Here is a 26,849-nt window from a genome sequence, read left to right on the forward strand (position 1 = left end):
CATGTTCCGGCGTATACGAGGGAAACGTGGGGTCCCGCAGGGGATTCGCCGATCCGGGTTCTTGATGTCAGCGCCTGAATTCAGACCGGCGGCCCTGGCGATGGCGCCGACGCTCTCGGCCATCCTTGCCGTCTCGGCCGGGGTTATGCTCTTGACCTCCGGCGCGACGCCGTCCGAGCCGACGCGATTTGCGCTTCTTCTCGCCTTCGCGCCTGACCTGCTGATCGAGATCAGCCATTTCGTCTCGTCGATCCTGGGTCTTGTCCTGCTGCTGCTGGCCTTTGGCCTGCGGTCGCGCCTTGACGGTGCGTGGTGGGCTGCGGTCATCACGCTGGGCGCAGCGGCGGTTCTGGCCATTTTCAAGGGCCTGAACTGGGAGGAGACAGCGCTTCTGACGCTGTGTTGCCTGTTGATCTTGCCTTTTCATGAGGCGTTTCCGCGCAAGGCCGCGCTGTTCCGGATGGAGATCACGCCAGGCTGGCTGATGTCGGCGGCCGCGGCGCTGGGTGGGGCGGCCTTCTGCGGCTGGTGGGTCTTTACCCATACGGAATATGCCGACAAGTCGTGGATGCGCCTGATGGGCGACCAGGACGCCGCCCGGGCCATTCGCTCATCTGTGGCGGCCGCTATCGTGCTGCTGGCCATCGGTGTGTGGCGACTGATCGCGACCCCGGCCATGCCGCCTGTCGTCGATGACACGGATCCTGAATTCGACCGGGTTCGCGCCATTCTCGCCAAGGCCGAGGATGCCGAGCCAGGGTCCAATCTGGCGCTGCTTGGAGACAAGCGGTTCTTGTTCTCGGCCTCAGGCGAAAGCTTTCTGATGTTCGGCGTGCGCCGTCGCTCCTGGATCGCCCTTGGCCCGCCCGTCGGTCGCCGCGATGAGCGGATGGAGCTGTTCTGGCGCTTCAGGGAGCTGGCCGACGCCCATGCGGCGCGCGCAGGTTTCTATGCCCTTGGCCCTGGCGACCTGCCTGACACCATTGATCTGGGTCTGGCGATCCAGAAGACGGGGGAAAGCGCCGCCGTCCCGCTGGCGGCTTTCTCCCTGGTAGGCCGCCGCCGCGAGGTTCTGCGCCGTAACTGGCGCAAGGCGGGCGAGGGCGGGGCGGCTTTTGAGGTCCTTCCGGCCGGCGAGGCGCCGATTGAGGACCTGAAGACAATTTCGGACGCCTGGCTCGGCCATCACGCTGGTGGCGAGAAGGGCTTCTCCATGGGCGGGTTCGATCCGCGCTACGTGGCCGAGTTCCCGGTGGCTCTGGTTCGCTCGGAGGGCAAGATTGTCGCGTTCGCCACACTGTGGACGACGGCGCACAAGTCCGCCTTTTCCATGGACCTGATGCGCTATTCCGACGAAGCGCCCAAGAACGTGATGGACTACCTGTTCGTCGAACTCCTGCAGTGGGGCCGCGATGAAGGCTATCTGGCCTTTGAGTTCGGCATGGCTCCGCTGGCGGGGCTGGAGGATCGTCCGCTGGCGCCGATCATGTCGCGCGTGGGTCGCCTGCTCTATGAGCGCGGAGAAGAGATCTACAACTTCCAGGGCGTGCGCCGTTACAAGGACAAGTACGACCCTGTCTGGCAGCCGCGCTACATTGCCGCGCCGCGAAAGTGGGCGATCCCTTTTCTGCTGGCCGACATCGGTCTGTTGTCTTCGGGCGGTGTCAGCGGCCTGACCAAGCGGCCAAAGCGGCCCGCGACCTAATAGCGCGTCTGATTGCCTGTTTGCATGCCCAGGAGGTTCAGGAGATGGACCAGGAGCAGCATCATCGCCACCACGCAGACCATCATCAGCGGGCGCCACGGCATCATGCGTGGGCCCTTTAAGATATTGGCCGGGCGCGCGCCACGCCACCCGCAGACCACGGCGAGGATCAGCAGCACGACCAGAGCGGCGACAGTGAATGGCAGGTCCATGTGCCTTCCATGCCCTGCGACAATCAGCCTGGCAAATGGTTAACCCGCGTTAACCCCCTTGCTTTTTAACCAAGGTAAAGATGGTTAAAGCTGCGTCCCGATTCCTCCACTTCTGAATCGTAAACCTACTAGATTTAGCTATTTGGTCGCGTTTACACCCCAGGAATCGGTGACTAGCGTTGGTCCCCAAGTACGGGGAGAACGATTCGTATGACGGCCGCAGCGCCATGGAGCGTAAAGGGGATAGACCCCAAGGCACGTGAGGTCGCAAAGGACCTTGCGCGTCGCTCCGGCATGACGTTGGGCGAGTGGCTCAACCGCATGATTATCGAGGGTGAAGGGCAGGGCGACGCCGCTGCTGCCGACGCCTTTGTCGGCGGTGCGCAGGACCGTTCCGCCAAGCCCTATCTCCACATCGCGACCGACGGCGACACGCCGCCGCGCATCGAGATCGCCGAACACCCCGCCGACGAAGTCGGTCGCGTCGCTATTGCGCTCGACCGTCTGACGAACCGCATCGAAGCCGCAGAAGGCCGCTCGGCCGCCGCCATCAACGGCATCGATCAGTCGGTGCGCGGCGCGCTAAGCCGTCTGGCCCTGTCCGAACGTGAGCAGATCGCCGTCGCCGCCCGTTTCGAGGGCGCGGTCGATGACATCAAGACCGAGCAGGCCCGTTCGACCGAACGCCTGCGCCGGATGGAAGCCGAGGCGGTTGGACCGCGTTCCGCCGAGGCGCTGCGGGCGCTCGAAGGTGCGCTCGGCAAGGTCGCCGGACATCTTTACGAAGGCGAAGCGCGCACACGCGAAGCCATCTCCGCCCTGGAAGCCCGCCTCGACGCCCAACCGGCCGCCGCGACCAGCGACCCGTCATCCGTCGTCGAGGAAGTTGTCGCGCGTCTGGGTCAACGCCTGGAAGCCGCCGAGACCCGCACCGCAGAAGCGTTGCGCGAACTGGGCTCATCCTTCTCCGCCCTGGACGGCCGTCTTCAGGCTGTCGAGGGCGCGAACCCGACCTCGGGCGTTCAGGAGCGTCTCGACCAGCTGGCCGGCGACCTGACAAGGCGCATGGAGGCCGCGCGGCTCGAAATGGCGACCAAGCTGGGTGACAGCGCTGATGGTCGCTTCGATCGCATGGACAAGAAGCTCGGCGAGATGGCCGCTCACGTCCAGGCCGCCGAGCAGCGCTCGGCCAGGGCCATCGAGCGCATGGGCCGCGAAGTGGTCGGCGTCGCCGACGCCTTCAATCGTCGGGTCCAGGCGGCAGAGAGCCGCAACGCCGCCGCCATCGAACAGGTCGGCGGCGAGGTGGCCCGCATCGCTGCGACCGTCGAGCACAAGCTGAACCGCGCTGACAGCGTCCAGGCCCAGGCACTGGAAAAGCTCGGCACGGAAATCGCCCGCATCACCGAGAAGCTCGCCGAGCGGATCGGCAACGCCGAACGCCGCAACGCTCTGGCCATCGACGATGTCGGCGAACAGGTCACTCGCGTCACCGATCGGCTCAATCAGCGCCACGAGCGTTCGTCGCAGGAACTGATCGACCGGATCCGCCAGAGCGAAGAGCGCACCGCGCGCATGCTCGATGAAGCGCGCGAGAAGATCGACACCCGCCTCGGCGACGCCCAGCGCAAGCTGGCCGAGACGCCGGTCCCGGCTGCAGCTGTCGCGCCCGCGCCTGTCGTTCGCGCTCCGGCGGTCTCGCCGTTCGCGGCCAGCAGCTATTCCTTCGGTGGTGAGCCTGCCTTGGACGAGGACGTGTTCAACGCACCCCCGCCCATGGCGCGCGCCCCTGTGTTCGAAGTCGCCGCCTTCCCGGCGGTCGATCCCGAGCCGCCCAGCTTCGACGACGAGGATTATGAGGCCGCTGACGGCTTTGTCGGTCAGGAACTCTCGGAAGCCGTTGGACGCGTCGCGCCAGCGTCTGACTTTGGGTCCTTCTCCGCTCCCGAGTCGGCCGATCCGTCGCGTCCGCTGTCGACCCGCGAAGTGATTGAGCAGGCCCGCGCTGCCGCTCGCGCTGCGGCCGCCGCCGACGTGAAGGCCAAGAAGGACACCAGGACCAAAGACAAGCCTGCTCGTACCTCACTCTTTGCGGGCTTTGGGTCCAAGGCCTCGACCAAGGCGCCCAAGCGCCGTCTCGGCTCCACTGTCGCCACCGCTCTGATGGTGTTCGGCGTCGCCGGCGCCATGGGCGCCGGCGTGGCGGGTCTGTTGCTGCCCGACCGTGGTCAGAGCCAGGTTCCTGATCGTGTGGCCGCGTCCATTGCCGGCCGCAAGTCCGAGGTCGAGATCCGCACGGCGGAAGCCGACACGACGCCCGGCATGCCCCGCGCCGCCGTCGCGTTGTCGCCGCAACTGATCACCCCGACCGCGACCGACGCCACCCCGCCGCCGCCCGCGCCGCCGCAGGAGAACGCCCAGGCGCTGTTCGACGAGGGCGTCCGCAAGATCGAGGCGAAGGATCGTTCCGGCGTCGAGATCATGCGCAAGGCCGCCAATCTCGGCCTGCCGCGCGCCCAGTTCTATCTCGGCAAGATGTACGAGATGGGCGAGGGCGGCGTTAAGAAGGATCTCGTCGAGGCTCGCCGCTGGACTGAACGCGCCGCCACCGCCGGCGACCCGCGCGCCATGCACAATCTGGCCCTGTTCTATTTCAAGGGGGACGGCGGGGCCAAGAACTCCACCACCGCCGCCAGCTGGTTCCGCAAGGCCGCCGATCAGGGACTGGTCGACAGCCAGTTCAATCTGGCGCAACTTTACGAAGGCGGCTGGGGCGTCAGTCAGAACCCTGCCGAGGCCTACAAGTGGTACGTGATTGCTGGCCGGGCCGGGGATTCTACCTCCAAGGCTCGCGCCACGGCGCTGCGTCCGCAACTGACCGCCGAAGCCCAGCGCACGGCCGACCGTTCGGCCATGGCCTTCCGCGCTCAGACCATCAACGCCTCTGTGGCGACCAGCACCGCCCCGGCTCCGGCCTCCGCCGGGCTCGGCACCGCTCAGCGCGTGCTGTCACAGCTGGGCTATTATCAGGGTCCGCGCGACGGTGTGGCTTCACCCGCCCTGCGCATGGCGATCGCCGCCTATCAGCGCGACCAGGGCCTGCCGTCCTCGGGCGCGCTGGACGGCGAAACCCTGAACCGGCTTTCGGTCTACACGCGCTGACCGGTGTGACGGGAACCTGATTGCGCGGACGCTTGAATCCATTCGGCAAATATCGTCCGTAGACCTCTTGGCGCGTGTGGGTATAGTCGCGCCCGGGGCAAGGAAGGTCGCGGGGGCGATCTTCCGGAGGAGTTGATTCATGAGCGAGCCAGTGGCGGATCGCGTACCGGCGCCGCCGGCGGTTTGGGTGTTTGGGCTCGCGACCCTGATACCCTTCTTCGTGGCCTCTGGCCTGTTCTGCTACGGCCCGCCCGGGGCGCAGAGCGGCGCGCTGATTTCCCTGCTCGCCTATTCGACCGCCATGGTCTCGTACTTTGGCGGGGTGCGAACGGGGCTCGAGATTGAAAATCCCAGTCCGAGATGGCTGGTCCTGGGTCTTTCGCTGCTTTTTCCGCTCGCGGGCTTCGGTCTTCTGCTCGGAGAACTACGCTTCGCGCCGGCCTGGCAATTGTCAGGCTTCCTGCTGGTCTTCCTTCTGCAATGGGTGTGGGACGTAACCGACCATGACGGGCCGGCCTGGCGACCCAGGATGAGGACCTTGCTGACCTCCGGCGCCGCCATCTCGCTGGCCTTCGCCTTGGAGCAGGCCCTCCACATGTAATCCCTAGTCGGGCCGCAGGGAACGCGGTCCGATCGCGTGGATCTTCTGCTTCCCCAAGGCGGCCGCCAGGACAGGGCCGCCGAACAGGCCTGAAAAGGCCCGATCCAGGACGTTCAGCCCGCCCGTGTAGGCGCCAAAGGCCGGCAGGATCAGCCGCGAGCCGTCGGTCACGAAACAGCGCCGCCGCACACTGCTGCGGCCGCTCGACACCTTGGCCGCTGGATGCAGGTGACCAGCCACTTCGCCGGGCTGCAGGCCGGCCTGAGGTTCGTGTCGCAGAACCAGACCCAGGATCGAGGCTTCGTCGACAACCTCCCCGGGCAGGGCGCGCGGACCGTCCTCGTCGTGATTGCCTACGGCCCAGACCAGGTCCCGCCCGCGCGCCAGGCTACGCAACCGCTCGGCGTCATCGGCCGCCAGACGGCCTTCGCCCTGGCCGTCATGGAAGCTGTCGCCCAGGAAGATCAGGCGTGCGGGCGACAACGCGGCCATCTCGCGATCCAGCCGATCCAGCGTCTCGCGGGTGTCGTAGGGGGGCAGCATCTGGCCAAAGCGGGCGGCATAGCTGCTGCCCTTCTCGAAATGCAGGTCGGCGACCACCAGGGTGCGTTCGACCTCCAGCCACAGCGCGCCCGAGCCGCGTAGCATCACGCTGGCGCCGGCCAGTTCGATGCGCAGCCCGCCACAGGCGCTGGCTTCAAACCGCGTCAAGCCATGGCCTCTGCGATCAGGTCTTGCTCGGCCTCGGCCAGGATCATTTCGCCGGCCGCATCTCCTGGGGCGCGCTCGCGGCCGATCTCCAGCATCAGCGGCACGGCGAAGGGAGAGACGCGATCAAGTCTGACATTGCGGATGTTGCCTTTCACGCGTGCCAGCATGTCGCCCAGCCGCGCCACGTCCAGCAAGCCGCTGGCGGCGTCTTGCCGCGCGCAGCGCAGCAGCAGGTGGTCGGGCTGGTGGCGGCGCAGGACGTCGTAGATCAGGTCGGTCGAGAAGGTCACCTGCCGCCCGGATTTCTCCTCGCCGGGATAGCGCCGCTCGATCAGGCCGGCGATCAGCGCGCAGGCCTTGAAGGCGCGCTTCATCATGAAGCTCTCCTCCAGCCAGGCCTCCAGATCGTCGCCCAGCATGTCCTGATCGAACAGGGCGTCGAGGTCCAGATCGTCCATCGGCTTCAGCGACCAGATGTTCAGGGCGTAGTCGTTGCAGACGAAGCCCAGCGGCCCGACCCCCAGCCGATCCAGCCGCCGTGTCAGCAGCATGGCCAGGGTCGTGTGGGCGATGCGCCCGTCAAACGGGTAGCAGACCATATGAAAGCGCTTCCCGCGCGGGAAGGTCTCCAGCAGCATTTCGTGCTCGCCCGGCAGGGCTGAGCGCACCTTCTGCCAGGCCATCCACTCCTGGACATCCGGGGGCAGGGCGGTCCACTCGCCCTCATTGTGCATCATCGTGCGGACGCGGCTGGCCAGATAGGTCGACAGGGGAAATTTTGAGCCGCCCCAGCTCGGCATCTTGGGATCGTCGGCCGGGGCGGGGCTGACAAAGGCGTCGGCGCCCACGATAGCGTTGAACCGCCAGACCTGTCCGGCGAAGACGAAGGTGTCGCCGGGCGTCAGCTGCTCGAAATAGCCTTCTTCGGCCTCGCCGACCTTGCGTCCGCCCATGGGGCGTTTGCCGCTACCGATGCGAACATTGACCATGGCCGCCGTGACGATCGTGCCGACGTTCATGCGGTGACGTTGCACGGTCTGGGCGTTGCGAGCGCGCCAGAGGCCGTCCTGGCCCTGCACGATGCGGCGGAACTTGTCGTAGGTCTTGAGGGCATAGCCGCCGGTCGAGACGAAATCGACGACGGCCTCGAAGTCTTCCCACGAGAGGGCGGCGTAAGGACCTGCCGTGCGGATCTCGTCGTGAAGCGCCACGAGGTCGAAGGGCTCAGAGCAGGCGCACCCCATCACGTGCTGGGCCAGAACGTCCAGGGCGCCGATCCGCTCGGGTTCGCCGTCCAGGTGGTTTTCCAGGATGGCGTCGGCGGCGGCGCGGCATTCCAGCATCTCGAAACGGCTGGCGGGCACGAAGATGGCGCGGCTGGGCTCATCCAGGCGGTGGTTGGCGCGACCGATCCGCTGGACCATGCGCGAGGCGCCCTTGGGCGCGGCCAGCTGGATGACCAGATCAACGTCGCCCCAGTCGATGCCCATATCCAGGGTCGAGGTGCAGACCACGGCCCGCAGCTCGCCCCTGGCCATGGCGGACTCGACCTTGCGCCTCTGCTCGGCCGACAGGCTGCCATGGTGCAGGGCGATGGGCAGGTCCTCGTCGTTCAGCTCCCACAGCTTCTGAAAGGCGAACTCGGCCTGGAAGCGGGTGTTGACGAACACGAGCGCGGTCTTTGCGCTCTTGATGATCTCATAGACCTCGGCCATCGCATGTTCGGCGGTGTGGCCCGCCCACGGTACGCGGCCTCCGGAGACCAGCACCTCGACGACGGGCTGCGCGCCGCCGGAGCCAAGGACGAGGTCCACGCTGTCTTCGCCGCCGGAACCCAGCCATCGCCGCACCAGCCCCGGATCATCCACGGTCGCCGACAGGCCTACCCGCCGCAGGTTCGGCGCGAACTGCTGCAGGCGCGCCAGATGCAGCGCCAGCAGGTCGCCGCGCTTGGAGGGCCAGATGGCGTGGGCCTCGTCGATGACGACGCAGGCAAGGTCGGCGAAATACTCGCGCGCGCCTTCCCAGGCACAGAACAGGGCCAACTGCTCGGGGGTGGTCAGCAGGATATCCGGCGGCCTGATCCGCTGGCGGGCCTTGCGGCTTTCACCGGTGTCGCCTGTTCGGCTCTCGGCGATGATCTTCAGGCCCATCTCACGGATCGGCGTCATCAGGTTGCGTTCGACATCAACCGCCAGGGCCTTGAGCGGCGAGATGTAGAGCGTGTGAACGCCTGCCGGTGTATTGCGCGGCGCCCGTTCGGACAGCTCGATCAGGCTGGGCAGGAAGCCCGCGAGGGTCTTACCGCCGCCGGTCGGGGCGATCAGCAGGGCGCTTTTGCCTTCACGCGCCTTGGCCAGCATCTCCAGCTGGTGAGCACGCGCGGTCCAGCCGCGCGCGGCGAACCAGTCCTGGAAGCGGGGAGGGAGGGCGGCGGCCGCTGACATTGCTCGCCGATATAGCATGTTCCCGTTCCGTTTCCAGACGGCGCGCGCACAGCGCGGCGCAACTCGCCTGTCAGGCTGCAACGCTTGACGCCCGCCGCCTGGCGGCAACAATCGTAGGCGCTGTCTGGGGTGGTCATGATTTTGAAGGCGCTCGTGGTCCTGTTGGGACTGGTTGCCCTGGGAGGCGCAACACACGCCCACGCGCGCCAGGTCACAGCGCCGCCTGCCGTCGCGCCTGCCGTCGATGCGGCCCTCACCGCCTTGCTGGCGCGCGCCCAGGGGGGCGACACGACGGCCTATGTGGATCTGGCGTTCGAGTATCTCGACGAGGGCTCCGCCCACTTCGACGTCCAGGCGGCCCAGCACTGGCTCGCCCAAGGCGTGGCGGCCCGGGTGCCCGAGGCCATGATCGAGCTGGGCAATCTCTATTTCGACGGTGAGCAGGTTGCGCAGGACCGCCGCAAGGCCCTGGGTTTCTACAGGCAGGCTGCCGCCCTGGGCGATCTGGACGGGCTCTACAATGTCGGCATCGTCCATGAGGGCGGCGGCGGCATAGAGGAGAACCTGGCCGAAGCCCTGCGCTGGTATCGGCGGGCGGCCGATGGGGGCTCCGAGATCGGCATGTTCCAGGTGGCCAAGGCCTATCATCATGGACGCGGTGTGCGCGCCGACATGGGCCAGGCCGTCTTCTGGCTGAACAAGGCGGTGGCGGCAGGGTCGTCGGCCGCCATGAACGATCTGGGCGCGCTCTATTCGGATGGCGACGGGGTGCCGCAGGACGAGGCCGAGGCGCTGAAGCTGTTCATCGCCGCCGCGCGCAACGGCTCGGCCATCGCCATGGCCAATGTCGCGGTGATGCACCACAACGGCGAAGGCGTTCCGGTCGACTATGTCGAGGCGATCCGCTGGTATCAGCTGGCGGCGGATAATGGCTATCTGCCGGCCTATCATCGGCTGGGTGCGATGTGCGAGGCGGGCGAAGGCGTGCGGTTTGATCTGGAGACCGCGCTGAGCATGTATCGCCGCGCTGCGCAGAGTGACGATCCCGCCGTGCGTCAGCAGGCCCAGAAGGCCATCGACCGACTGGAACGCGGCGACGACGAAGACCCGCGCGTGGTGTGACGCCGTTCGCATTCTGTTTCCGCCGCCAAGGTGCTAACAGACTCGCGTGACTGCTTCGCCGCCGACTCTCGACCTTGCTCCCGCGCTTGTCGTTCTGCCCGGACCGCGCGCCGGCTATGCGGATGGCGATGGCGAGGGCCGGATGCTGCGCGCACCGGATGCGCGCGATCTGCTGGAGCATGGCCCGGTCCTGGTCGCCCACGCGGCGATGACGGCCAAGCGGCTCAATCTTCATGCCCCCGCGCGCAGCGGCCGACTGTTCGACGTGCTGGAGCTTTACGCCTTCACCCGGCCGGCGACCTTCTGCGCGCCGTCGGCCGTGGGCCTGTCCATGGCTCTGGGTCTGGCCGAGCCGAGGGGCGCGGCCGAACAGGCGGCCAGCCTGAGGATCTCGGCCGACGCCCTGCTGGCTGAACTTCGCCTGACGCCCCAGCCGTCACGGGAGGAGGCCCTGGCGGTCGCCGCGACCCTGGCCAAGGCCGGCTGGGCCTGGGGACCGGCCGTGATCGGGGCCCTGCGCTCTGTGCCGGTGGGCAACCAGTTTCGCAGCTCGGGCCTGGATGTCTGGGCGCGCATCATCGAATGGGAAGACCAGGCCCCGCTGGGCGAGTCCGGCACGCGGCCCATCGATCCGGAGCGGGCAGGCGAACGGCTGACCGAGCTGCTGCAACGCGCGGGTCTGGACGAGGTGCGCGAGGCTCAGGCGACCTATGCCCGTGAGGCGGCGTTCGTGTTCCAGCCGCGTGAGCGCGAGGGCGAACCGAACATGATGCTGGCCGAGGCCGGCACCGGCGTTGGCAAGACCCTAGGCTATCTGGCCCCCGCCTCGCTGTGGGCCGAGGTCAACGGGCCATCGGTCTGGATCAGCACCTATACGCGGGCCCTGCAGCGCCAGATCGAGCGGGAGAGCCAGTCGATCTATCCCGATCCGGCCGTTCGCGCCCGCAAGGCGGTGGTGCGCAAGGGGCGAGAAAATTACGTCTGCCTGTTGAACTTCCAGGAGCAGGTCAACGGCGCCCAGCTGGGCAATGGCGACCTGATTGGCCTGGCCCTGACCGCGCGCTGGGCCAGAGCCACGCGGGACGGCGACATGACCGGCGGGGACTTCCCGGCCTGGCTGCCGACGCTGTTCTCGATCGCGCCGATGCAGCAGGCCAGCCCGGCCAATCTGGTGGACCGGCGCGGCGAGTGCGTTCACGCCGGCTGCCAGCACTATCGCATCTGCTTCATCGAGAAGGCGGTGCGGGCCTCCAAGCGGGCCGACATCGTCATCGCCAATCACGCCCTGGTGCTGACCCAGGCGGCGTTTGACGGCGCGCGGGCGGCGCGGGGGCTGAAGGGCGACAACGAGACCACGGCGGTCAAGCGCGTGGTGTTCGACGAGGGCCATCACCTGTTCGACGCCGCCGACAGCGCCTTTTCGGCGGCTCTGTCCGGGGCAGAGGCTGCCGAACTGCGTCGCTGGATCCGGGGCCCCGAAGGACGCGGCCGGCGCGGCCGGGGTCTGGAGGCCAGGCTGCTGGACATCTTGGGCGACCGCGAAGGCGCGCGGCAGGCCCTGACGGCGGTGCTGCACGCAGCGGCCGCCCTGCCGGGCGAGGGCTGGTCGGGCCGGGTTGCGCCGCCGGACGGCCAGGTCAATCCGATCGGACCGATCGAGAGCTATCTGGTGGCCGTCATCGAGCAACTGCGGGCCCGCAGCAGCGAGCGCGGCGGGGTCGAGCAGGGGCTGCAGTGCGCCGCCCGGCCTGCGGTGGATCTGGTGCGAGAGCGGGCGGGTGAGGCGGCCCGGGCCCTGGCCGGGGTCGAGGCCCCGCTGCTGGCCCTGGCCCGCCAGCTGGAAGATGTGCTGGACGAAGACGCCGAGCATCTGGGCGCGTCGGAGCGGGCGCGTATCGAGGGCGCCCTGCGTGGCCTGGACCGACGGGCGCGCATGACCCTGCCGGCCTGGCGTTCGATCCTCAAGGCGATCGACGAGGACGCAGAGGACGACCCGGAGTTCGTCGACTGGTTCGAGGCGACCTTCCTTTACGGGCGGGTGGTCGACGCCGCATGCCGCCGGCACTGGGTGGATCCGACCGAGCCGTTGCGGGCGGCGGTGCTGAGCCCCGCTCACGGGGTGCTGGTCACCAGCGCCACCCTGACCGATCCGGCGCTGGAGGATCCGTTCGCCCTGGCCGAGATGCGGACCGGCGCGGCGCGGATGCCGCAGTCGCCCAAGGTGCTGCGGCTGGTCTCGCCGTTTGACTATGAGAAGAACGCCCGGGCCATCGTGGTCACCGACGTCAACAAGGAAGACGCCCGGCAGGTTTCGGCGGCGATGCGCGAGCTGTTCCTGGCGGCCGGTGGCGGCGGGCTGGGGCTGTTCACGGCCATCCGGCGGCTCAAGGCCGTGCACGAGATGATCGCCGCGCCCCTGGCCGACCGGGGTCTGGCCCTGTACGCCCAGCACGTCGACCCGCTGGAGGCCGGGGCCCTGGTCGACATCTTCAGGGCCGAGCAGGACGCCTGCCTGCTGGGCACCGACGCCATCCGGGACGGTATTGACGTACCGGGCCGGTCGCTGCGTTTGCTGGTTTTTGATAGAGTGCCGTGGCCCAGACCCGATATCCTGCACAAGGCGCGGCGCGCACGCTTTGGTGGAAAGGGCTATGATGACTCTACCGCAAGGGCCCGTATCAGTCAAGCTTTTGGCCGTCTGATCCGTCGGGCGGACGACCGCGGGATGTTCGTGATGCTGGACGCCGCCGCCCCGACGCGGCTGTTTTCGGGCCTGCCCGAAGGGGTCACTGTCGAGCGCATGAGCCTGGTCGAGGCTATCGAGGCCACTGCGGCATTTTTGACCGAGACATAAGCTTCATGTTGGGCCGGTAGAAGCCTGGGCATAGGCTAAGGCCTTGGAGGCGCAGATGATTCGAGCTTTGATCGCAGCCCTCGCGATGCTCCTGATCGCCGGTGAAGCCGGGGCGCAGGAGTTTGTCCGCCATGATTGCCGCACGACCGTCCAGGCGACCAGCAGGCTGCAGTTCGAGAATGATCTGCACGCGCGCTGGTATAAGCGGTTCTGGACCGGCGCGTGCCAGGACCTCAGCCTGTGCTTGCCGGGCTCGCCCAACTGGAACGACGTCGTCGACAAGCTGCTGACCCGGGGCGGGCCTTCCCAGCAGCCTGTTCTGCTGCCCAAGGCCTGCCGGCTGGGCCAGCTGATTGGCATGGAATGGGCCCGCGACCGCCGCATCAAGCGCATCAAGACCGGCGACCTGAAGGTGTTCAACACCATGCTGGAGGCCTCCGGGGACCCGTTGCGCGGCGTGGACCAGGTGGAGCAGAAGGCCCGCACCCTGATCACCCAGCCCTGACCCAAGTTTGACTCAAAGCGGTCGAATTTCTGCAATCGACAGGGTCTAGGAGGAGGGTCGTACAGGAGCGTTCCCATGACCCCCCACGCCCATTCGACCGATCCGGCGATCGACGAGGCTGCCGCCCCGGCCCAGGCCTATTCGGCCCGCGCCCTGGTGCGGGCCGTGCGCTGGCGCAGCGGGCTTTCGGCGGCCCAGTTCGCCCGCGCCTTCCACATCGATCCGGATCTGCTGGAGGCGCTGGAACATGGCGGCGCCCGGCCCGACGCGGCCCTGACGGCCTATCTGCGCGTCATCGACCATGCCCCCGAGGTGGTGCGCGAGGCCTTGGGGCGTTCGGGCCACTAGAGCCCCTTCCGAGACCGAGGGCGTTCGGCCGGGTCAGATGTCGCCATCCGAACCGGCCGAAATCAGGCTAGGCCGCCTTGCTGATCGCCGAGGCGATGTCGTCGGTCGAGTGACCGGTCAGGTCCTTGGCGATCTCGCCCACCAGTTTGGCCTGAAGGTCCTTGTGCCAGTGCTTGCGCAGTTCGCCCAGGGTGCGGGGTGCGGCGATCACCAGCAGGTCGGTCAGCTTGCCGGTCAGGGCCCAGCTGTTGAGGGTCTGGGCCACACCCATGGCGAAGCCATCCTCGGCCTGGGTGTCATTGTCGGGGTTGGAGCCGCTGGAGGGATGGCCGGGCGAACCGGAGGCTCGTTCCGCCATTTCGGGATTTTCGACAGCCGACAGCTTGATGTCGGTGTGTCCGCTGTTCCTGAAGAGGACGAGCTTTTCGCCGTCGACCACTGCCACCAGGGCGCCATTGGGAAGGATCATGCTCTGCTCTCCACGGGTTTGGTCACCGTAACGAACGGCGTGGAGAGCAGTTGCCTTGATCGGTCGAAACTAGCCGAACTTGTAGCCGCACATCTTGTTGCCATCCAGGTCGCGGAAATAGGCGAAATAGGCGCCCGGCATCCGCTCGCCCGGACCGCCTTCATCGGCGGCCCCCAGCTCGATCGCCTTGGCGTGGAAGGCGGCGACCTCTTCGGCGGTGTCAAAGCTGAACCCGCCCATCGAGCCGTTGCCGATACAGGCGGGCGCGCCGTCATAGGGGCCCAGCACGCCGAACAGGCCCGTGCCCTTGCCGCGATAGAGCCGTCCGCCCGAGGCGTGCTCATGCACCGGCGTCATGCCGATCGAGCCCAGCAGCGCGTCGTAGAAGGCCTTGGCCTCTTCCAGCTTGTTGGAGCCCACCGTGAAATAAGCGACCTTGGCCATGCGTCTTCTCCCGTTTGTCTTTGACGGCAGGCTAGCATGCGGCGGCGGCCGGGCAACGCTGACGCTGGGTCAGGCGTCGGGGGTGGCAGGCCGGTTTTTGGCGTCCAGGATCGAGCGCCGCCCGTATGTGCATCAGGCGCGCAGTAGCGTCCTTGCGGACAATGGACCATGACACAGCGATGGGCGGCAGCGTTCACGGGGCTGGCGGCGGCGATGGCTGTGGCGGAGGTTGCTCAGGCCTATGAGCTCTCGACCAGGGCCCAAGCGGCGCTGGCGCGCGGTGAGGCCCATGCCGATGTTGCGGCGGATCCCGACGGCGTTTCGGGCCGGGTGCGCGGGGTGATCGACATTGATGCGCCGCCCCAGCGGGTGTGGACGGTGATGACCGACTGCGCCACGGCCAGCAAGCTGATGACAAACCTGACCAGTTGCAAGGTGCTGTCGGGCGACCAGGTGCGGGGCTGGGACGTGCGCGAGCACATCACCCGGCGCAACATGATCTTTCCCGGCATGCGGATCGTGTTCCGCTCGGACTACGAGCCGATGAGCCGCATCCGTTTCAAGCTTGTGGAGGGCGACCTCAAGACCCAGCAGGGCGAGTGGCGGCTGCAGGCCCTGGACGGCGGCAAGCGCACGCGGGTGTTCTATGACAACCGGCTGGCGGTCGACTGGCCCGTACCCAAGGCGATGATGCGCGAAGCCCTGCGCAAGGATACGCCCAAGGTGCTGGCGAACCTGCGCAGGGCCTGTGAGACCTAGACCGCGCCGATATATTTGATCAGGGCGGTCATGTTCTCGATATAGCCGCCGGTCGAGATGCCGATCTTGGGCGTATCGGTGATGAACGGCGAGGTGTCGGTGGCGTCGCCTACCCGGGTCCGGCTGAAGTCGCCGGGCGCGGGGGTTGCCGAGCCGTCGCCGATATAGGGATTGCTGGTCGCCTTCAGCTCGGCCGGCCACCAGCCTTCGCCGTTCAGGCCGGCCATCAGGGCGGCGGCCTTGTCGGGTGAGGTCTGACCGGTGTCGGCCTTAAGGGTGTCGACATTCAGGTCGGACACCGAGATGTCGCCGGTGGTGAAATAGCGGGGCAGGGCCTTGCGACCGCCCTTCAGCGGCGAGTCCTGGCTGGCGATTTCCGGCGGCGTCGCCTGCAGCTTGGCCAGGCGCTTGCGCAGGCCCTCCACGTTCACCGAACGGGTCGAGCCATAGTGGATGACGACGTTTTCGGGATTGTGGTCGGCATAGTAGCGGCCATTGACCACATTGCTGCCGGTGCGGTGGATGAACAGCGGCTTGCCTTCGCCGATCGAGATGAAGGTGGGATAGGCGCGGCCGGCCTTGATCTGCTCGTCGGGCAGTTTCACGCTGTCCAGCCAGTCCAGCGCCTCGCCCAGGCGGGCCAGGAACTTGGGGTCGCCGGTCAGTTCGTAGAAGTCCATGCACGAGGCGATGTTGCCACCGGTGGTGTGGGTGGCGAAGGCTTCGGGTTCATAGGTGCGGGCCCCGGCCGGCTTCAGGTCGGAAACCCTGTGCTGCAGGCCCCAGGCCGGTTGCGGCATCGGCTGCTGGCAGGCCAGGAAACAGTCCATGGCCTTGCGGATCGACGGCAGGACGCGCTCGTCGCCCAGGGCCTGCCAGACCATGATCAGGAACTTGAGGTTTTCCCCGGCCACGTCGTCGTTGAAGGTGATGTAGCCGGTGTAGTCGGCCTTGCCGTGATGGTGGAACTCGTCCTTCAGCGGGAAGCGCTGGGGCCAGCCGCCGACCGGGTACTGGCTGTCCAGAACGAAGGCCAGGGCCTTGTCGAGGGCCGGCTTGAAGGCCTTGTCCTGCTTCTCGACATAGAGGCGCAGCAGGAACTGCGAGGCCTCGGCCGTGCCGGCGTCATCGAAGGTGGCGTTGCCGTAATAGTGCTGGAATTCCTCGAGCCGCCAGCCGTTCTTGCCGATGGTGTCGTACCATTTCTTCAGCGAGGCCTCGCCGGCCAGGTCGCCCAGATAGTTCCAGCCACCGGCCGGATGCTGGATGGCGATCAGGGCCTGGGCGGCCTTGACGGCGGCCTCGTAATAATAGGCGTCGCCGGTGGCGTGGAAGGCGTCGAGGAACAGGTGGCCCATGGTCGCCGTGCCGGGCGGCTGCACCCAGATCATCGTTGGGAACGCTTCCATCTCGCCCCAGCGGCGCGAGAAGTCGGGCAGGTAGCTCCAGACATAGCCGCCGTTATAGGCCGCCTTCTCGACCATGAAGGTCGTGGCCTTCTTCATGGTCTCCAGGGCCTGGGCCTTGGTCGGAGCTTCGCCGGCCAGGGCCTTGAGCGGCGAGACGCAGCCCGCCGCCGCAAAGGCAACGGCCGAGGTCGCCATCAGGCGGCGGCGGGAGATGGGGCTGAGAGGCATGTGGCGCTCCGGCTGGCGTTTATCTCGACCGGCTCGGTGGGGCGTCGGGCCGCGGGGCGCGGCGGCTTGGCCGAGCGCCCGTGGCGGTTCCGTTGCGTCCCTCCCGGACCAGACAAGCCGATCCCACCACCTTGAGGCGGCGAAGTCTTGTCCCTGTTGTGACACCGGTGTCACGGCTTGGCTAGGTGCTTTTCGCGCAACAGCGCCCGGCGCAATCGGCTGGCGGCGCAGGGCGCCGCCTTGCGCGGCGATTCCTGTTGGGCGAGTACCGGTAACAGACTTTGAGGCGACGCCGCCGCGCCTGTCCTGGCTGCGCGCGACGCCGTCCTGTTGGGGAACAGGACAACGCCCCCGAACCGGGACCGGTTCGGGGGCGTTTTCAATGACACTTTTGCAGTTGTGACGAACGACGTGCGGCCAGCGGTCGCATGGCGAGGAAATTTACAGTCTGTAAACCTTCTCCGCATGCAAACACGGACAGAACATCTGCATGAAGCCGAGCGGCTGGAACGTCAGGCGGAGATCGCCGACAACGCCCATGCTCGCGCGGCCCTGCGCCGCATGGCCCAGGCCTCGCGCGGCGCCGCGGCTCTGGTCGGCATGATCGAAGCCAGCGACGAGAAGCTCGGCGGCGCGCGCCTCTAGGATCTAGGCGTTCGTCTCGGCGCAGGCCGCGACGCAAGCCAGCGCAAGCGCTTCCGTAGCGTCGATGAACGGCACGGCCAGATCCGCCGCGCCCAGCACCAGCGGAACCTCGGTGCAGCCGGCGATGATGGCCTGGGCGCCCTTGCCGATCAGGCGATGGGCCAGGGCGGCCAGGGTCTCGCGGGAGTCCGGCCCCAGGTCGCCCAGCTTGATCCGGTAGAGCAGGGCCATGAACTCGACCTGCTCGTGGTCGTCCAGGGTGATGACTTCCAGGCCCTGATGCGAAAGCGTGTCGCGGTAGAGGCCCAGCGCCAGCCCCGTGCCCAGCACCCCCACGCGCGCGGCGCCGGCCGCCCGGGCCGCCTGGCCGGCGACCTCCAGCATGTTGACCAGCGGCAGGCCGCTGGCGCGCACCTCATCGGAGAAGGCGTGGGCGGTGTTGCAGGCGATGGCCAGCACCTGGGCTCCGCCGTCGCGCAGGCCCGCCGCCATGGCCGCCAGCACGGGACCGGGATCGGCCTGGCTGCTGTTGCGGTCGGGGACCTTGGGATTGATGTCGACCAGCACCCGCAGATGGTCCTGCTCGCGCTGGACCGGGGTCGCGGCCTGCAGCTTGGCCAGGAAGTCCAGGGTGGCGGCCGGGCCCATGCCGCCCAGAACGCCGAGGGTCTTGGTCCCGCCGAGGGTCTTGGTCATGGTCAGGCTCCTAGAGCAGCGCCGCTTCCAACTGGGTATGGTAGCCGAACAGGCCCTGGGCGCCGCCGGTGTGCAGGAACACGACCCGCTCGCCCTTGAACGCGCCCTTGCGCGCCTGGTCGATCAGACCCTTCATTGCCTTGCCCGAATAGACCGGATCCAGCAGCAGGCCCTCGGTGCGGGCCGCCAGGGTCAGGGCGTCGATCACGCCCTGGTCGATCAGGCCATAGCCTTCGCCGACATAGTCGCAGTCGGCCACGACCATCTCGCGCGTCACCCGGCCCGCTGCGCCGATGATTTCGGCGGTGGCGACGGCCAGGTTGAAGACATTTTCTTCCTGCTTGGCCTTGGGCGCGCGCACGCCAAAGCCCAGGATCGGCACGTCGACCGACAGGGCGGCAAAGCCCGCCACCAGGCCCGCATGGGTGCCGGCGCTGCCGGTGGCGGTAACCAGGCGGTCGATCTTCAGGTCGCGTTCGTCGGCCTGGACGATAAGCTCGCGGGCGCAGTCGACATAGCCCAGGGCCCCGACCGTGTTGGAACCGCCGCCGGGGATCGCATAGGGCTTGCCGCCGCGCTGGCGGACGGCCTGGGCCGAGGCTTCCAGTTCGGCGACCATGTCGGTTCCGCCGGGAACGAAGCGGATTGCGGCGCCCATCAGCCGGTCCAGCAGCACATTGCCGTTGCCGACATAGTCGTGGGCCTTGGACCCCGTGCGCTCTTCCAGGATGATCTCGCAGGCCAGGCCATAGCGCGCGCCGGCGGCGATGGTCTGGCGCACATGGTTTGACTGCACGGCGCCCTGGGTCACCAGGGTGTCGGCGCCCTGGGCCAGGGCCTCTCCGAGCAGGAACTCCAGCTTGCGGGTCTTGTTGCCGCCGCCGGCCAGGCCGGTGCAGTCGTCGCGCTTGACCCACAGGTCGATGCCGAGCGCGGCGCCCAGGCGGGGCAGGGGCTCCAGCGGCGTGGGCAGGTGGGCGAAGCGGGCGCGGGGGAAGCGGGCGAGGTGCATCGGAACGGTCCCTGAAATGACTCGCGGTTCTGTTAGCACGCGGCGCGAGAGGGGCGTATTATCCATATCGACGATGGAGCCTGGCGGGAGCATGCTCGGTCCATCGTGAAGCGCGGCCTGGCGCGCCCTGGCGGACCGAAAGGTCATTTCCGCCGGACGCCGTCTTAGGGACCGTGATCTCAGGGAGGAAGACATGACGCCAAGAAACCTTCTGGTTACGGGTGTGTTGACCGCAACCTTTTTTGCAAGCGGCGGGGCGCTGGCCTCGACCCTGGTGCTGGGCGGCGGCGCGGCCAAGGACTGTTCGATCGCCGCCATCGACGGCCGCTCTGACCAGAGGTCGGTGCTGACCTGTACCGTCGCGCTGGAAACCGAGAACCTGAACTTCCGCGATCGGGCCCGCACCTTTGTGAACCGGGGCGTGCTGCAGATGCGCCAGCGCGATTTTCCGACCGCACGCGCCGACTTCGACGCCGCCTCGAAGATCGATCCAGACCTGGGTGAAGCCTGGGTCAATCGCGGGGCTGCCTATGTGGGCGAAGAGCGCTACGGCGACGCCCTGGGCCAGATCGACAAGGGTCTGTCGCTTGGCGTCAAGGATCCCGAAAAGGCCTGGTTCAACCGCGCCTTGGCCAATGAAGGCCTGGGCGATCTGAAATCGGCCTATCAGGACTATTCCCGCGCGGCCGAACTGGATCCCGAATGGGAGGCGCCGAAAAGGGAACTGACGCGTTTCACCGTCAAACGGCCCTGAGCGTCGCGGGCGCTCCGGGCAGGATCTGAGTGAGCCACCCGCCTTGAGACAAGGAGCGCCGATGGGCAGGATCAGATGGATCGCCGGGGCCGGCCTGGCGGCGCTCGCCGCCGCCGACGGCGCGTCGGCCCAGGACACCCTGCGTGAGTTGCGGGCCCTGAACGCCGCCCAGCAGGGCGCTGAGATCGCGCGCCAGGACGCCTTGGCCGCCCAGCGCGAAATCGCCGCCCGCCAGGACCAGCTGCAGACCACCCTGGTGCTGCGCGAGCTGGACGCCGCGCGGAGCACGCCGCCGGGCTCCAGCGGCCTTATCGTTCCGCCGCCCGCGCCTCCGCTCGCCGCCGGGCCGGATTCTCTGCAGGACCAGATGGACCGTATGGAGCGTCTGACCCAGGATGCGCTGGTGCGCAGCAATGCGCGCGTCCGGGCCGTGCGTCCGGCCAGCGACCGCTGACCAAAACACCGCAAAGAGGGACACGGCATGGAATGGAGAGGCGCGCGCCGCTCGGGCAATATCGAGGACCGGCGGGGCATCGGCGGGGTCGGCATCGCCGGCGGCGGCATCGGGGCGCTGATCTTGGCCGCCATCGGCTATTTCGTGTTCGACATCGATCCGCAAACCACCCTGCAGGTGACCCAGCAACTGCAGGGCCAGACCCAGCAGCCGGTCGCCGAGGGGCAGGTCAAGGACGACAACGGCCAGTTCGTCGACGCCATCGAGACCTCGAACACCGAGGTCTGGGGTCCGATCTTCGCCCGGCAGGGCGCGCGCTATACGCCGCCAGAGTCGGTGGTTCTGTATGACAACGCCACGCCCACCGGCTGCGGAACCGGTCAGTCGGCCATGGGGCCGTTCTATTGCCCGGCTGATCGCCGGGTCTATCTGGACCTGACCTTCTGGAACGACCTGGAGGCCAAGTTCGGGGCCAAGGGCGAGTTCGCCCGCGCCTATGTGATCAGCCACGAGGTCGGCCACCATGTGCAGACGCTGCTGGGCGCCTCCGACGCCGCCCGGCGGATGGGCGCGCGCGGGGCCGAAAGCGGCTCGGTGCGGCTGGAACTGCAGGCCGACTGCTATGCCGGCGTCTGGGCTGCCCATGCCGGCGAGACCTCGAACGGCCAGATCGTCATCAACAGCGCCGACATCGAGGACGGCCTGGGCGCGGCGGCGGCGGTCGGCGATGACACCATCCAGTCGCGGGGTCAGGGCCAGGTCGTGCCCGACAGCTTCACCCACGGCACCAGCGCCCAGCGCGTGCGGTGGTTCACGCGCGGCTATGAGCGCGGCGATCCGGCGGTGTGCGATACGTTCGGAGCGTCGCGGCTGTAGCCGCTTTCCTTCTCCCCTTGCGGGAGAAGGTGTCATCCGCAGGATGACGGATGATGGGTCTTACAGGACTATCCGGACAGGGCTTTCGACCCCTCATCCGTCCGCTTCGCGGCCACCTTCTCCCGCAAGGGGAGAAGGAAGGGGCCAACGACTCTTGACCCAAACGTCAACACGCCTAGTGTCCCCCCTGTTCACCGGGGGGTCGCTTGCGCGGCTGAGATTGGGCTTTTCGCCCTGACCCGTCGAACCTGATCCGGGTCATGCCGGCGAAGGGAGGGAACGCGGTCGGGGCTTACAGTCCGTCCGTTAGAACCGACTTAGCACGCACGTCCGGGTCTCCTTATCGCTTGAGGAGCGCCCGTAGAATGAACGTCCAGACCACCATCAAGTCCGTCGCCGAGACCATCTCGACCGGTTCCATTCCCGGCTCGCGCAAGGTCTATCAGGCCGGCGAGCTGTTCCCCGATATCCGCGTGCCGTTCCGCGAGGTGGCCGTCCACCCGTCGGCCAACGAGCCGCCGGTAACGGTCTATGACCCGTCCGGCCCCTATACCGACACGACGGTGACCATCGACATCGAAAAGGGTCTGGAGCGCACGCGCGAGGCCTTCGTCGTGGCGCGTGGCGATGTGGACGTGGTGACGCAGCCCCGCGAAGTGAAGCCCGAGGACAACGGCTTTGCCCAGGGCAAGCACCTGGCCCCGCAGTTCCCCGCCATCGGCCGCACCATCTATCGCGGCAAGCCGGGCCACCTGATCACCCAGTACGAATATGCCAACGCCGGCAAGATCACCGCCGAGATGGAATATGTCGCCATCCGCGAGAACCTGCGCCGCGAGCAGGACCGCCCCTGCGTGCGCGACGGCGACGACTTCGGCGCCTCGATCCCCGACTTCGTGACGCCCGAGTTCGTGCGCCAGGAAGTGGCCCGCGGCCGCGCCATCATCCCGGCCAACATCAACCACGGCGAGCTGGAGCCGATGGCGATCGGCCGCAACTTCCTGGTCAAGATCAACGCCAATATCGGCAATTCGGCCGTGCTCAGCACCGTAGCCGACGAGGTCGACAAGCTGGTCTGGGCCACCCGCTGGGGCGCCGACACGGTCATGGACCTGTCGACCGGCCGCAACATCCACAACATCCGCGACTGGATCATCCGGAACTCGAGCGTCCCGATCGGCACCGTGCCGATCTACCAGGCGCTGGAGAAGGTCAACGGCGTGGCCGAGGACCTGAACTGGGAAGTCTTCCGCGACACCCTGATCGAGCAGGCCGAACAGGGCGTGGACTATTTCACCATCCATGCCGGCGTGCGCCTGCCGTTCATCCCGATGACCGCCAAGCGCGTCACCGGCATCGTCTCGCGCGGCGGCTCGATCATGGCCAAGTGGTGCCTGGCGCACCACAAGGAGAACTTCCTCTACGAGCGCTTCGACGAGATCTGCGACATCATGCGCGAGTATGACGTGTCGTTCTCGCTGGGCGATGGTTTGCGTCCCGGCTCGACCGCCGACGCCAATGACGAGGCCCAGTTCTCGGAACTGCGCACCCTGGGCGAGCTGACCAAGGTGGCCTGGAGCAAGGGCGTGCAGGTGATGATCGAAGGGCCGGGCCACGTGGCCATGCACAAGATCAAGGCCAATATGGATGAGCAGCTCAAGCACTGCCACGAGGCCCCCTTCTACACCTTGGGCCCGTTGACCACCGACATCGCCCCTGGCTACGACCACATCACCTCGGCGATCGGGGCGGCGATGATCGGCTGGTTCGGCACGGCGATGCTCTGCTACGTCACCCCCAAGGAGCACCTGGGTCTGCCGGACCGCGACGACGTCAAGACCGGCGTCATCACCTACAAGCTGGCCGCTCATGCCGCCGACCTCGCCAAGGGTCACCCGGGCGCGGCCATGTGGGATGACGCTATCAGCCGGGCGCGGTTCGAATTCCGCTGGGAGGACCAGTTCAACCTGGCCCTCGATCCGGAAACCGCCCGCAAGTTCCACGACGAGACCCTGCCCAAGGAGGCGCACAAGACCGCGCACTTCTGCTCGATGTGCGGTCCCAAGTTCTGCTCCATGAAGATCAGCCACGAGGTGCGGGAGTTCGCCGCCGCTCAGGCCCCGAACGAAGCCGCGGCCTTGGGCATGGCGGAAATGAGCGAGAAGTTCCGCGAGCAGGGCTCTGAGATCTATCTGAAAACCGAGTAGGGGCTCCCCAAGGCTGAGGGCGGCGCCGCCGCTTTCAGCCTTGGACCTCCCGGAGATCGGCGCCATTCTGCCTGCGTTATAGAGGGAGGGGCGCATGACGCGTTTCGAACGGTCGATGATCGCTACGGCCGCCACCGCGATGCTGGCCTGGTCGATCACGGGCACGGCCCTGGCTGACGGCGGCGGGGGAGGCGGCGGTGGCGGCATGCCCAGCATGTCCGCGCCGACCTACGACCCGGCCGTCGAATACTCCAAGGGTGTCGCCCTGATGCGCGACAAGGACTTCAAAGGCGCTGAAAAGGCCTTCGCCCGTGTCCTTTCCGTCCTGCCCAAGAACGCCGACACCCTGTTGCTGATGGGCGTATCCCAGAGCGAGCAGGGCAATCTTAAGGGCGCGCGCCGCTCGTTCGAGAAGGTCGTGAAGGTCGAGCCGGACCGCATCGCCGGCCATCAGGCCCTGGGCGTGACCCTGGCGAGGCTGAACGAAGCCGACAAGGCCAGGGTCGAGCTCGACCTGCTGAAGGCCCGGGCTGCGACCTGCGGCGCGACGTGCCCGGAAGCGGCTGCGCTGAAGTCGGCGGTGGCGGCGGTCGAGGCGGCCCTGTCATCGGCTACGCCGGCCGCTCTGAACGGGCCGGCGCCCTTTCTGCCTGACGCCGCGACGGGCGATCGCGCCTATCTGACCGCCGTGGCCCTGATCAACGGCGCCCGCTATCCCGAGGCGCTGGAGTCCCTGCGCTCGGCGCAGTCAGCCTTCGGTCCGCACCCGGATGTGCTGACCTATATCGGCTATACCTACCGCAAGCTGGGCCGGTTGGATCGGGCTGAGACCTATTATCGTCAGGCCCTGGACATCGATCCTGACCATCGCGGCGCGACGGAATATTACGGCGAGCTGAAGGTTGAGCGCGGCGACATGGCCGGCGCGCGGCGCATGCTGGCGCGGCTGGACGATATCTGCGGCTTCGGCTGTCCGCAGGCGGAGGATTTGCGGCGATGGATCGACCATGGCGGCGAGCCGCCGCTTTAGGGCTGACGATCACGGTCGCGGTCTCCGGCGGAGCGTTGGCCGTCGGCGACGCGACCCTGCGCGTCGAGCGCTGGTTGGCTCCGGACGCCGATCTGGCGCGGGTGCTGGGCCAGACGCCGACGGAGTGTCTGACGCCCGCGTCCGATCCCGAGACCACCTATCGGATCGAGGTCGGCCGCGCGGCCTTCCGCTCGCCTCTGCTGCTGGGCGGCCAGGCCGCGCGGGCCGGCCTGGCCTGCGAGTCCTGCCACCAGGAGGGGCGTTCCAACCCTGATTTCCAGTTTCCCGGCGTCTCTGGCCCGCCCGGCACTGCGGATGTGACCTCGTCGCTGTTCAGCAGCCATCGCGGTGATGATCTGCACAACCCGCGCGCCATCCCAGACCTCAGCGGTCCGGCGGCTGGCCTCAAGGTGTCGCGCGAGACTGACGCGCGGGCGCTCCAGGGCTTTGTTCATGGCCTGATCACCGAGGAGTTCGACGGCGCCCAGCCGCCGCCCCAGGTCCTGGATGGGCTGGTCGCCTATATCCGCGCCCTGTCGCCGGAAGCTTGCCCGGCCAGCCCGACCCGCGCCCTGAGGGTCGGTGACCTGATCGAGGACGCCCGTCGCGCCGTCGGCGCTGGGCTTGAGGCGTCGGCGCGGGGCGACACCCCGACGGCCGTCGCGATGGCGCAGGCCGCCCGCGGCCGACTGGGCCTGATCTTCGAACGCTACGAGCAGCCGGGTCTGGCGGCCGAGCGCGCCGCTCTGAGCAAGGCCGACGCCGATCTCGCCCTCGTTCTCGTTCGGCTGCGTCGAAACGATCCTCGCGCGGCGACCGGGATGCGCGTCTGGCTGTTGCGCTCGGATCGACTGGGCCAGCGCCTGGCTGAGTCGGAGTCGCGCTCGTTGTTCGATCCGCTCCGTCTTGCCGCCCTGGCGCGCCCGCGCGCCGCTGTCGTGGTGAAATAGATCAACCGCCGTGGTCGCAATGCCTCGGCCCCGGCCTTCCTTGGTTCATGACAACAGAGGAGACACCCCATGGCCTATGTCGATGGCTTCATACTCGCCGTCCCCAAGGACAAGCTCGACGCCTACAGGGACATGGCCCGCCTGGGCGGCACGGTCTGGATGGAGCATGGCGCCCTGTCCTATGTCGAATGCTTCGGCGACGACGTGCCCTATGGCCAGCTGACCTCGTTCCCGCGCGCCGTCCACGCCACCGACGACGAGATCGTCGTCTTCTCGTGGATCACCTATACGGACCGCGCCCACCGTGACGCGGTCAACGCCAAGGTCATGGCTGACGAGCGCATGAAGACCGGCATGGAGACCATGCCCTTCGACGGCAAACGCATGATCTTCGGCGGCTTCGAGGCGTTCCTGGAGTTGTAGAGACTTCAAGAAAATCTCCTTATGCGATAGTGCTCGTGCAGCTTTCAGGAGCGCGCAGTGCCGAATATGCTGATCATCGCTGGCCCCAACGGCGCGGGAAAGACCACCTTCGCGACGCGCTGGATCAATGACAGCGCGCCCAACTACGTCTTTGCAAATGCCGACGAGATCGCTCGGCGGCTGACCGAACCGGCGCTGTCGGCGACCGAGCGTGACATGCGCGCCGGACGTCTGATGCTCGCTCAGCTAGACGCCCATGTCGCCAATGGCGCGGACATCGTCCTGGAAACAACCCTGTCCAGCCGCCTCTATGCGCGGCGCGTGCCGCAATGGCGGGCGGCCGGTTACAGCATCACGCTGATCTATATCGGTCTGCCCAATGTGCAGGCGTCGATATCGCGCGTCGCTCATCGGGTCGACATGGGTGGACACCCTGTCCCGGAAGCCGATCTTCGTCGCCGCTTCGAGCGCAGCCGCGCGAACCTCGAAATTTACAAGCCGTTGGTCGATCGGTGGGAAGTCTGGGAAAGTCGCGATGGAGCAACTATCTTGGTGGAGAGGAGCCCGTCATGACCAAGACGCCAGACCCCGAAAGCATCGCCAAGGCCATGAGCGACGCCGCGTGGGTCGCGACCCACGGCACGCGCGAAGAGCGCTCGGGGAAGTTCATCGCACCGACGCCAGCGGCCAAGGTCACTGCGCCTTCAAAGAAGAGCGCGGTCGCTCGGCGTTGAGCGCCGGCTGACCGCGCCGTCGTCCGCTAGTAGAAGACTACTCCTTGACGATCTTGCCGTCCCTGATGGTGTAGAGCCCCGCCTCGTCCATG

The 26,849-nt window shown here is 67.5% G+C and carries 26 protein-coding genes and 1 riboswitch; of the genes, 18 read left to right on the top strand and 8 right to left on the bottom strand.

What is annotated here, in order from left to right; translation table 11 throughout:
* Nucleotides 1–64 precede the first annotated feature (64 nt).
* On the top strand, nt 65–1,705 hold the full coding sequence (locus ACN2C8_RS05700; RefSeq protein ID WP_419254864.1) for a phosphatidylglycerol lysyltransferase domain-containing protein: 1,641 nt from the start codon (nt 65–67) through the stop codon (nt 1,703–1,705).
* Here ACN2C8_RS05700 and ACN2C8_RS05705 read toward each other — a convergent pair.
* Nucleotides 1,702–1,917 (bottom strand): hypothetical protein, encoded by a 216-nt coding sequence (locus tag ACN2C8_RS05705; protein WP_419254865.1) that lies wholly within the window; start codon nt 1,915–1,917, stop codon nt 1,702–1,704. The genes ACN2C8_RS05700 and ACN2C8_RS05705 overlap by 4 nt on opposite strands.
* 210 nt (nt 1,918–2,127) lie before the next feature.
* Between ACN2C8_RS05705 and ACN2C8_RS05710 the strand changes: the two genes are divergently transcribed.
* Both ACN2C8_RS05710 and ACN2C8_RS05715 read left to right on the top strand, forming a co-directional pair.
* Nucleotides 2,128–5,079 carry a peptidoglycan-binding protein gene (locus tag ACN2C8_RS05710; protein ID WP_419254866.1) on the top strand — a complete coding sequence of 984 codons (2,952 nt, stop codon included), beginning with the start codon at nt 2,128–2,130 and terminating at the stop codon, nt 5,077–5,079.
* 139 nt (nt 5,080–5,218) lie between these two features.
* Nucleotides 5,219–5,680, top strand: a complete 462-nt coding sequence (locus ACN2C8_RS05715) for a DUF3429 domain-containing protein (protein WP_419254867.1) — start codon at nt 5,219–5,221, stop codon at nt 5,678–5,680.
* Nucleotides 5,681–5,683: 3 nt separating this feature from the next.
* On the opposite strand, the gene pdeM is transcribed toward ACN2C8_RS05715, so the two are convergent.
* Together pdeM and ACN2C8_RS05725 are read right to left on the bottom strand one after the other, a co-directional pair.
* Nucleotides 5,684–6,391 (bottom strand): ligase-associated DNA damage response endonuclease PdeM, encoded by a 708-nt coding sequence (gene pdeM / locus ACN2C8_RS05720; protein ID WP_419254868.1) that lies wholly within the window; start codon nt 6,389–6,391, stop codon nt 5,684–5,686.
* Nucleotides 6,388–8,838: a ligase-associated DNA damage response DEXH box helicase gene (locus ACN2C8_RS05725; protein ID WP_419254869.1), complete on the bottom strand. Its 2,451-nt coding sequence runs from the start codon at nt 8,836–8,838 to the stop codon at nt 6,388–6,390. Before ACN2C8_RS05725 ends, pdeM begins: the two co-directional genes overlap by 4 nt.
* A gap of 135 nt (nt 8,839–8,973) precedes the next feature.
* Between ACN2C8_RS05725 and ACN2C8_RS05730 the strand changes: the two genes are divergently transcribed.
* The 4 genes from ACN2C8_RS05730 (at nt 8,974) to ACN2C8_RS05745 (ending at nt 13,667) form a co-directional block, all read left to right on the top strand.
* The gene (locus tag ACN2C8_RS05730; RefSeq protein ID WP_419254870.1) at nt 8,974–9,960 is read left to right on the top strand and encodes a tetratricopeptide repeat protein; all 987 of its coding nucleotides are present in this window, start codon (nt 8,974–8,976) and stop codon (nt 9,958–9,960) included.
* A 46-nt stretch (nt 9,961–10,006) separates the two neighbouring features.
* On the top strand, nt 10,007–12,814 hold the full coding sequence (locus tag ACN2C8_RS05735) for an ATP-dependent DNA helicase (protein ID WP_419254871.1): 2,808 nt from the start codon (nt 10,007–10,009) through the stop codon (nt 12,812–12,814).
* A gap of 55 nt (nt 12,815–12,869) precedes the next feature.
* Entirely contained in the window at nt 12,870–13,319 is a 450-nt protein-coding gene (locus ACN2C8_RS05740; RefSeq protein WP_419254872.1) for a hypothetical protein, read from the top strand.
* Nucleotides 13,320–13,394: 75 nt separating this feature from the next.
* Nucleotides 13,395–13,667, top strand: a complete 273-nt coding sequence (locus ACN2C8_RS05745) for a helix-turn-helix domain-containing protein (protein WP_419254873.1) — start codon at nt 13,395–13,397, stop codon at nt 13,665–13,667.
* Between the two features lie 67 nt (nt 13,668–13,734).
* Here the strand turns inward: ACN2C8_RS05745 and ACN2C8_RS05750 are convergent, their stop codons facing one another.
* Nucleotides 13,735–14,136 carry a host attachment family protein gene (locus ACN2C8_RS05750; RefSeq protein WP_419254874.1) on the bottom strand — a complete coding sequence of 134 codons (402 nt, stop codon included), beginning with the start codon at nt 14,134–14,136 and terminating at the stop codon, nt 13,735–13,737.
* A 69-nt stretch (nt 14,137–14,205) separates the two neighbouring features.
* Nucleotides 14,206–14,580, bottom strand: a complete 375-nt coding sequence (locus ACN2C8_RS05755) for a VOC family protein (RefSeq protein WP_419254875.1) — start codon at nt 14,578–14,580, stop codon at nt 14,206–14,208.
* A gap of 168 nt (nt 14,581–14,748) precedes the next feature.
* Between ACN2C8_RS05755 and ACN2C8_RS05760 the strand changes: the two genes are divergently transcribed.
* A complete protein-coding gene (locus ACN2C8_RS05760) occupies nt 14,749–15,339 on the top strand; it encodes an SRPBCC family protein (protein WP_419254876.1) in 591 nt (196 codons plus the stop codon).
* Here the strand turns inward: ACN2C8_RS05760 and ACN2C8_RS05765 are convergent.
* The gene (locus ACN2C8_RS05765) at nt 15,336–16,976 is read right to left on the bottom strand and encodes a pectate lyase (protein ID WP_419254877.1); all 1,641 of its coding nucleotides are present in this window, start codon (nt 16,974–16,976) and stop codon (nt 15,336–15,338) included. The genes ACN2C8_RS05760 and ACN2C8_RS05765 overlap by 4 nt on opposite strands.
* A 465-nt stretch (nt 16,977–17,441) precedes the next feature.
* Between ACN2C8_RS05765 and ACN2C8_RS05770 the strand changes: the two genes are divergently transcribed.
* Nucleotides 17,442–17,621, top strand: a complete 180-nt coding sequence (locus ACN2C8_RS05770) for a hypothetical protein (RefSeq protein ID WP_419254878.1) — start codon at nt 17,442–17,444, stop codon at nt 17,619–17,621.
* A 3-nt stretch (nt 17,622–17,624) separates the two neighbouring features.
* On the opposite strand, the gene ACN2C8_RS05775 is transcribed toward ACN2C8_RS05770, so the two are convergent.
* Together ACN2C8_RS05775 and ACN2C8_RS05780 are read right to left on the bottom strand one after the other, a co-directional pair.
* Nucleotides 17,625–18,317 carry an aspartate/glutamate racemase family protein gene (locus ACN2C8_RS05775; RefSeq protein WP_419254879.1) on the bottom strand — a complete coding sequence of 231 codons (693 nt, stop codon included), beginning with the start codon at nt 18,315–18,317 and terminating at the stop codon, nt 17,625–17,627.
* A 10-nt stretch (nt 18,318–18,327) separates the two neighbouring features.
* Nucleotides 18,328–19,329, bottom strand: coding sequence for a D-cysteine desulfhydrase (locus ACN2C8_RS05780; RefSeq protein WP_419254880.1), 1,002 nt, complete (start codon nt 19,327–19,329; stop codon nt 18,328–18,330).
* Nucleotides 19,330–19,522: 193 nt separating this feature from the next.
* Between ACN2C8_RS05780 and ACN2C8_RS05785 the strand changes: the two genes are divergently transcribed.
* From ACN2C8_RS05785 to ACN2C8_RS05825, 9 genes are all read left to right on the top strand, one after another.
* Nucleotides 19,523–20,083: a tetratricopeptide repeat protein gene (locus ACN2C8_RS05785; RefSeq protein WP_419254881.1), complete on the top strand. Its 561-nt coding sequence runs from the start codon at nt 19,523–19,525 to the stop codon at nt 20,081–20,083.
* Nucleotides 20,084–20,144: 61 nt separating this feature from the next.
* Nucleotides 20,145–20,537, top strand: a complete 393-nt coding sequence (locus ACN2C8_RS05790; RefSeq protein WP_419254882.1) for a hypothetical protein — start codon at nt 20,145–20,147, stop codon at nt 20,535–20,537.
* A gap of 27 nt (nt 20,538–20,564) precedes the next feature.
* A complete protein-coding gene (locus tag ACN2C8_RS05795; protein ID WP_419254883.1) occupies nt 20,565–21,413 on the top strand; it encodes a neutral zinc metallopeptidase in 849 nt (282 codons plus the stop codon).
* A 185-nt stretch (nt 21,414–21,598) separates the two neighbouring features.
* Nucleotides 21,599–21,705: riboswitch (TPP riboswitch) on the top strand.
* A 73-nt stretch (nt 21,706–21,778) separates the two neighbouring features.
* A complete protein-coding gene (gene thiC / locus ACN2C8_RS05800) occupies nt 21,779–23,620 on the top strand; it encodes a phosphomethylpyrimidine synthase ThiC (RefSeq protein WP_419254884.1) in 1,842 nt (613 codons plus the stop codon).
* 94 nt (nt 23,621–23,714) lie between these two features.
* The gene (locus tag ACN2C8_RS05805; RefSeq protein ID WP_419254885.1) at nt 23,715–24,650 is read left to right on the top strand and encodes a tetratricopeptide repeat protein; all 936 of its coding nucleotides are present in this window, start codon (nt 23,715–23,717) and stop codon (nt 24,648–24,650) included.
* Nucleotides 24,617–25,600 (top strand): hypothetical protein, encoded by a 984-nt coding sequence (locus tag ACN2C8_RS05810; protein ID WP_419254886.1) that lies wholly within the window; start codon nt 24,617–24,619, stop codon nt 25,598–25,600. Before ACN2C8_RS05805 ends, ACN2C8_RS05810 begins: the two co-directional genes overlap by 34 nt.
* 69 nt (nt 25,601–25,669) lie before the next feature.
* Nucleotides 25,670–26,023, top strand: coding sequence for a DUF1428 domain-containing protein (locus ACN2C8_RS05815; protein WP_419254887.1), 354 nt, complete (start codon nt 25,670–25,672; stop codon nt 26,021–26,023).
* Between the two features lie 57 nt (nt 26,024–26,080).
* The gene (locus tag ACN2C8_RS05820; RefSeq protein ID WP_419254888.1) at nt 26,081–26,596 is read left to right on the top strand and encodes a zeta toxin family protein; all 516 of its coding nucleotides are present in this window, start codon (nt 26,081–26,083) and stop codon (nt 26,594–26,596) included.
* Nucleotides 26,593–26,757: a hypothetical protein gene (locus ACN2C8_RS05825; RefSeq protein ID WP_419254889.1), complete on the top strand. Its 165-nt coding sequence runs from the start codon at nt 26,593–26,595 to the stop codon at nt 26,755–26,757. Before ACN2C8_RS05820 ends, ACN2C8_RS05825 begins: the two co-directional genes overlap by 4 nt.
* Nucleotides 26,758–26,849 lie beyond the last annotated feature (92 nt).

This window comes from Caulobacter sp. ErkDOM-C, assembly GCF_048541825.1.
Taxonomy (GTDB): Bacteria; Pseudomonadota; Alphaproteobacteria; order Caulobacterales; family Caulobacteraceae; genus Caulobacter.

Excerpts from the sequence above, each read along its gene's own strand:
- ACN2C8_RS05700 (WP_419254864.1), top strand. The coding sequence starts at position 65 with ATGTCAGCGCCTGAATTCAGACCGGCGGCCCTGGCGATGGCGCCGACG.
- ACN2C8_RS05705 (WP_419254865.1), bottom strand. The coding sequence starts at position 1,917 with ATGGACCTGCCATTCACTGTCGCCGCTCTGGTCGTGCTGCTGATCCTC.
- ACN2C8_RS05710 (WP_419254866.1), top strand. The coding sequence starts at position 2,128 with ATGACGGCCGCAGCGCCATGGAGCGTAAAGGGGATAGACCCCAAGGCA.
- ACN2C8_RS05715 (WP_419254867.1), top strand. The coding sequence starts at position 5,219 with ATGAGCGAGCCAGTGGCGGATCGCGTACCGGCGCCGCCGGCGGTTTGG.
- ACN2C8_RS05725 (WP_419254869.1), bottom strand. The coding sequence starts at position 8,838 with ATGTCAGCGGCCGCCGCCCTCCCTCCCCGCTTCCAGGACTGGTTCGCC.
- ACN2C8_RS05730 (WP_419254870.1), top strand. The coding sequence starts at position 8,974 with ATGATTTTGAAGGCGCTCGTGGTCCTGTTGGGACTGGTTGCCCTGGGA.
- ACN2C8_RS05740 (WP_419254872.1), top strand. The coding sequence starts at position 12,870 with ATGATTCGAGCTTTGATCGCAGCCCTCGCGATGCTCCTGATCGCCGGT.
- ACN2C8_RS05745 (WP_419254873.1), top strand. The coding sequence starts at position 13,395 with ATGACCCCCCACGCCCATTCGACCGATCCGGCGATCGACGAGGCTGCC.
- ACN2C8_RS05750 (WP_419254874.1), bottom strand. The coding sequence starts at position 14,136 with ATGATCCTTCCCAATGGCGCCCTGGTGGCAGTGGTCGACGGCGAAAAG.
- ACN2C8_RS05755 (WP_419254875.1), bottom strand. The coding sequence starts at position 14,580 with ATGGCCAAGGTCGCTTATTTCACGGTGGGCTCCAACAAGCTGGAAGAG.
- ACN2C8_RS05760 (WP_419254876.1), top strand. The coding sequence starts at position 14,749 with ATGACACAGCGATGGGCGGCAGCGTTCACGGGGCTGGCGGCGGCGATG.
- ACN2C8_RS05765 (WP_419254877.1), bottom strand. The coding sequence starts at position 16,976 with ATGCCTCTCAGCCCCATCTCCCGCCGCCGCCTGATGGCGACCTCGGCC.
- ACN2C8_RS05770 (WP_419254878.1), top strand. The coding sequence starts at position 17,442 with ATGCAAACACGGACAGAACATCTGCATGAAGCCGAGCGGCTGGAACGT.
- ACN2C8_RS05775 (WP_419254879.1), bottom strand. The coding sequence starts at position 18,317 with ATGACCAAGACCCTCGGCGGGACCAAGACCCTCGGCGTTCTGGGCGGC.
- ACN2C8_RS05780 (WP_419254880.1), bottom strand. The coding sequence starts at position 19,329 with ATGCACCTCGCCCGCTTCCCCCGCGCCCGCTTCGCCCACCTGCCCACG.
- ACN2C8_RS05785 (WP_419254881.1), top strand. The coding sequence starts at position 19,523 with ATGACGCCAAGAAACCTTCTGGTTACGGGTGTGTTGACCGCAACCTTT.
- ACN2C8_RS05790 (WP_419254882.1), top strand. The coding sequence starts at position 20,145 with ATGGGCAGGATCAGATGGATCGCCGGGGCCGGCCTGGCGGCGCTCGCC.
- ACN2C8_RS05795 (WP_419254883.1), top strand. The coding sequence starts at position 20,565 with ATGGAATGGAGAGGCGCGCGCCGCTCGGGCAATATCGAGGACCGGCGG.
- thiC (WP_419254884.1), top strand. The coding sequence starts at position 21,779 with ATGAACGTCCAGACCACCATCAAGTCCGTCGCCGAGACCATCTCGACC.
- ACN2C8_RS05805 (WP_419254885.1), top strand. The coding sequence starts at position 23,715 with ATGACGCGTTTCGAACGGTCGATGATCGCTACGGCCGCCACCGCGATG.
- ACN2C8_RS05810 (WP_419254886.1), top strand. The coding sequence starts at position 24,617 with ATGGATCGACCATGGCGGCGAGCCGCCGCTTTAGGGCTGACGATCACG.
- ACN2C8_RS05815 (WP_419254887.1), top strand. The coding sequence starts at position 25,670 with ATGGCCTATGTCGATGGCTTCATACTCGCCGTCCCCAAGGACAAGCTC.
- ACN2C8_RS05825 (WP_419254889.1), top strand. The coding sequence starts at position 26,593 with ATGACCAAGACGCCAGACCCCGAAAGCATCGCCAAGGCCATGAGCGAC.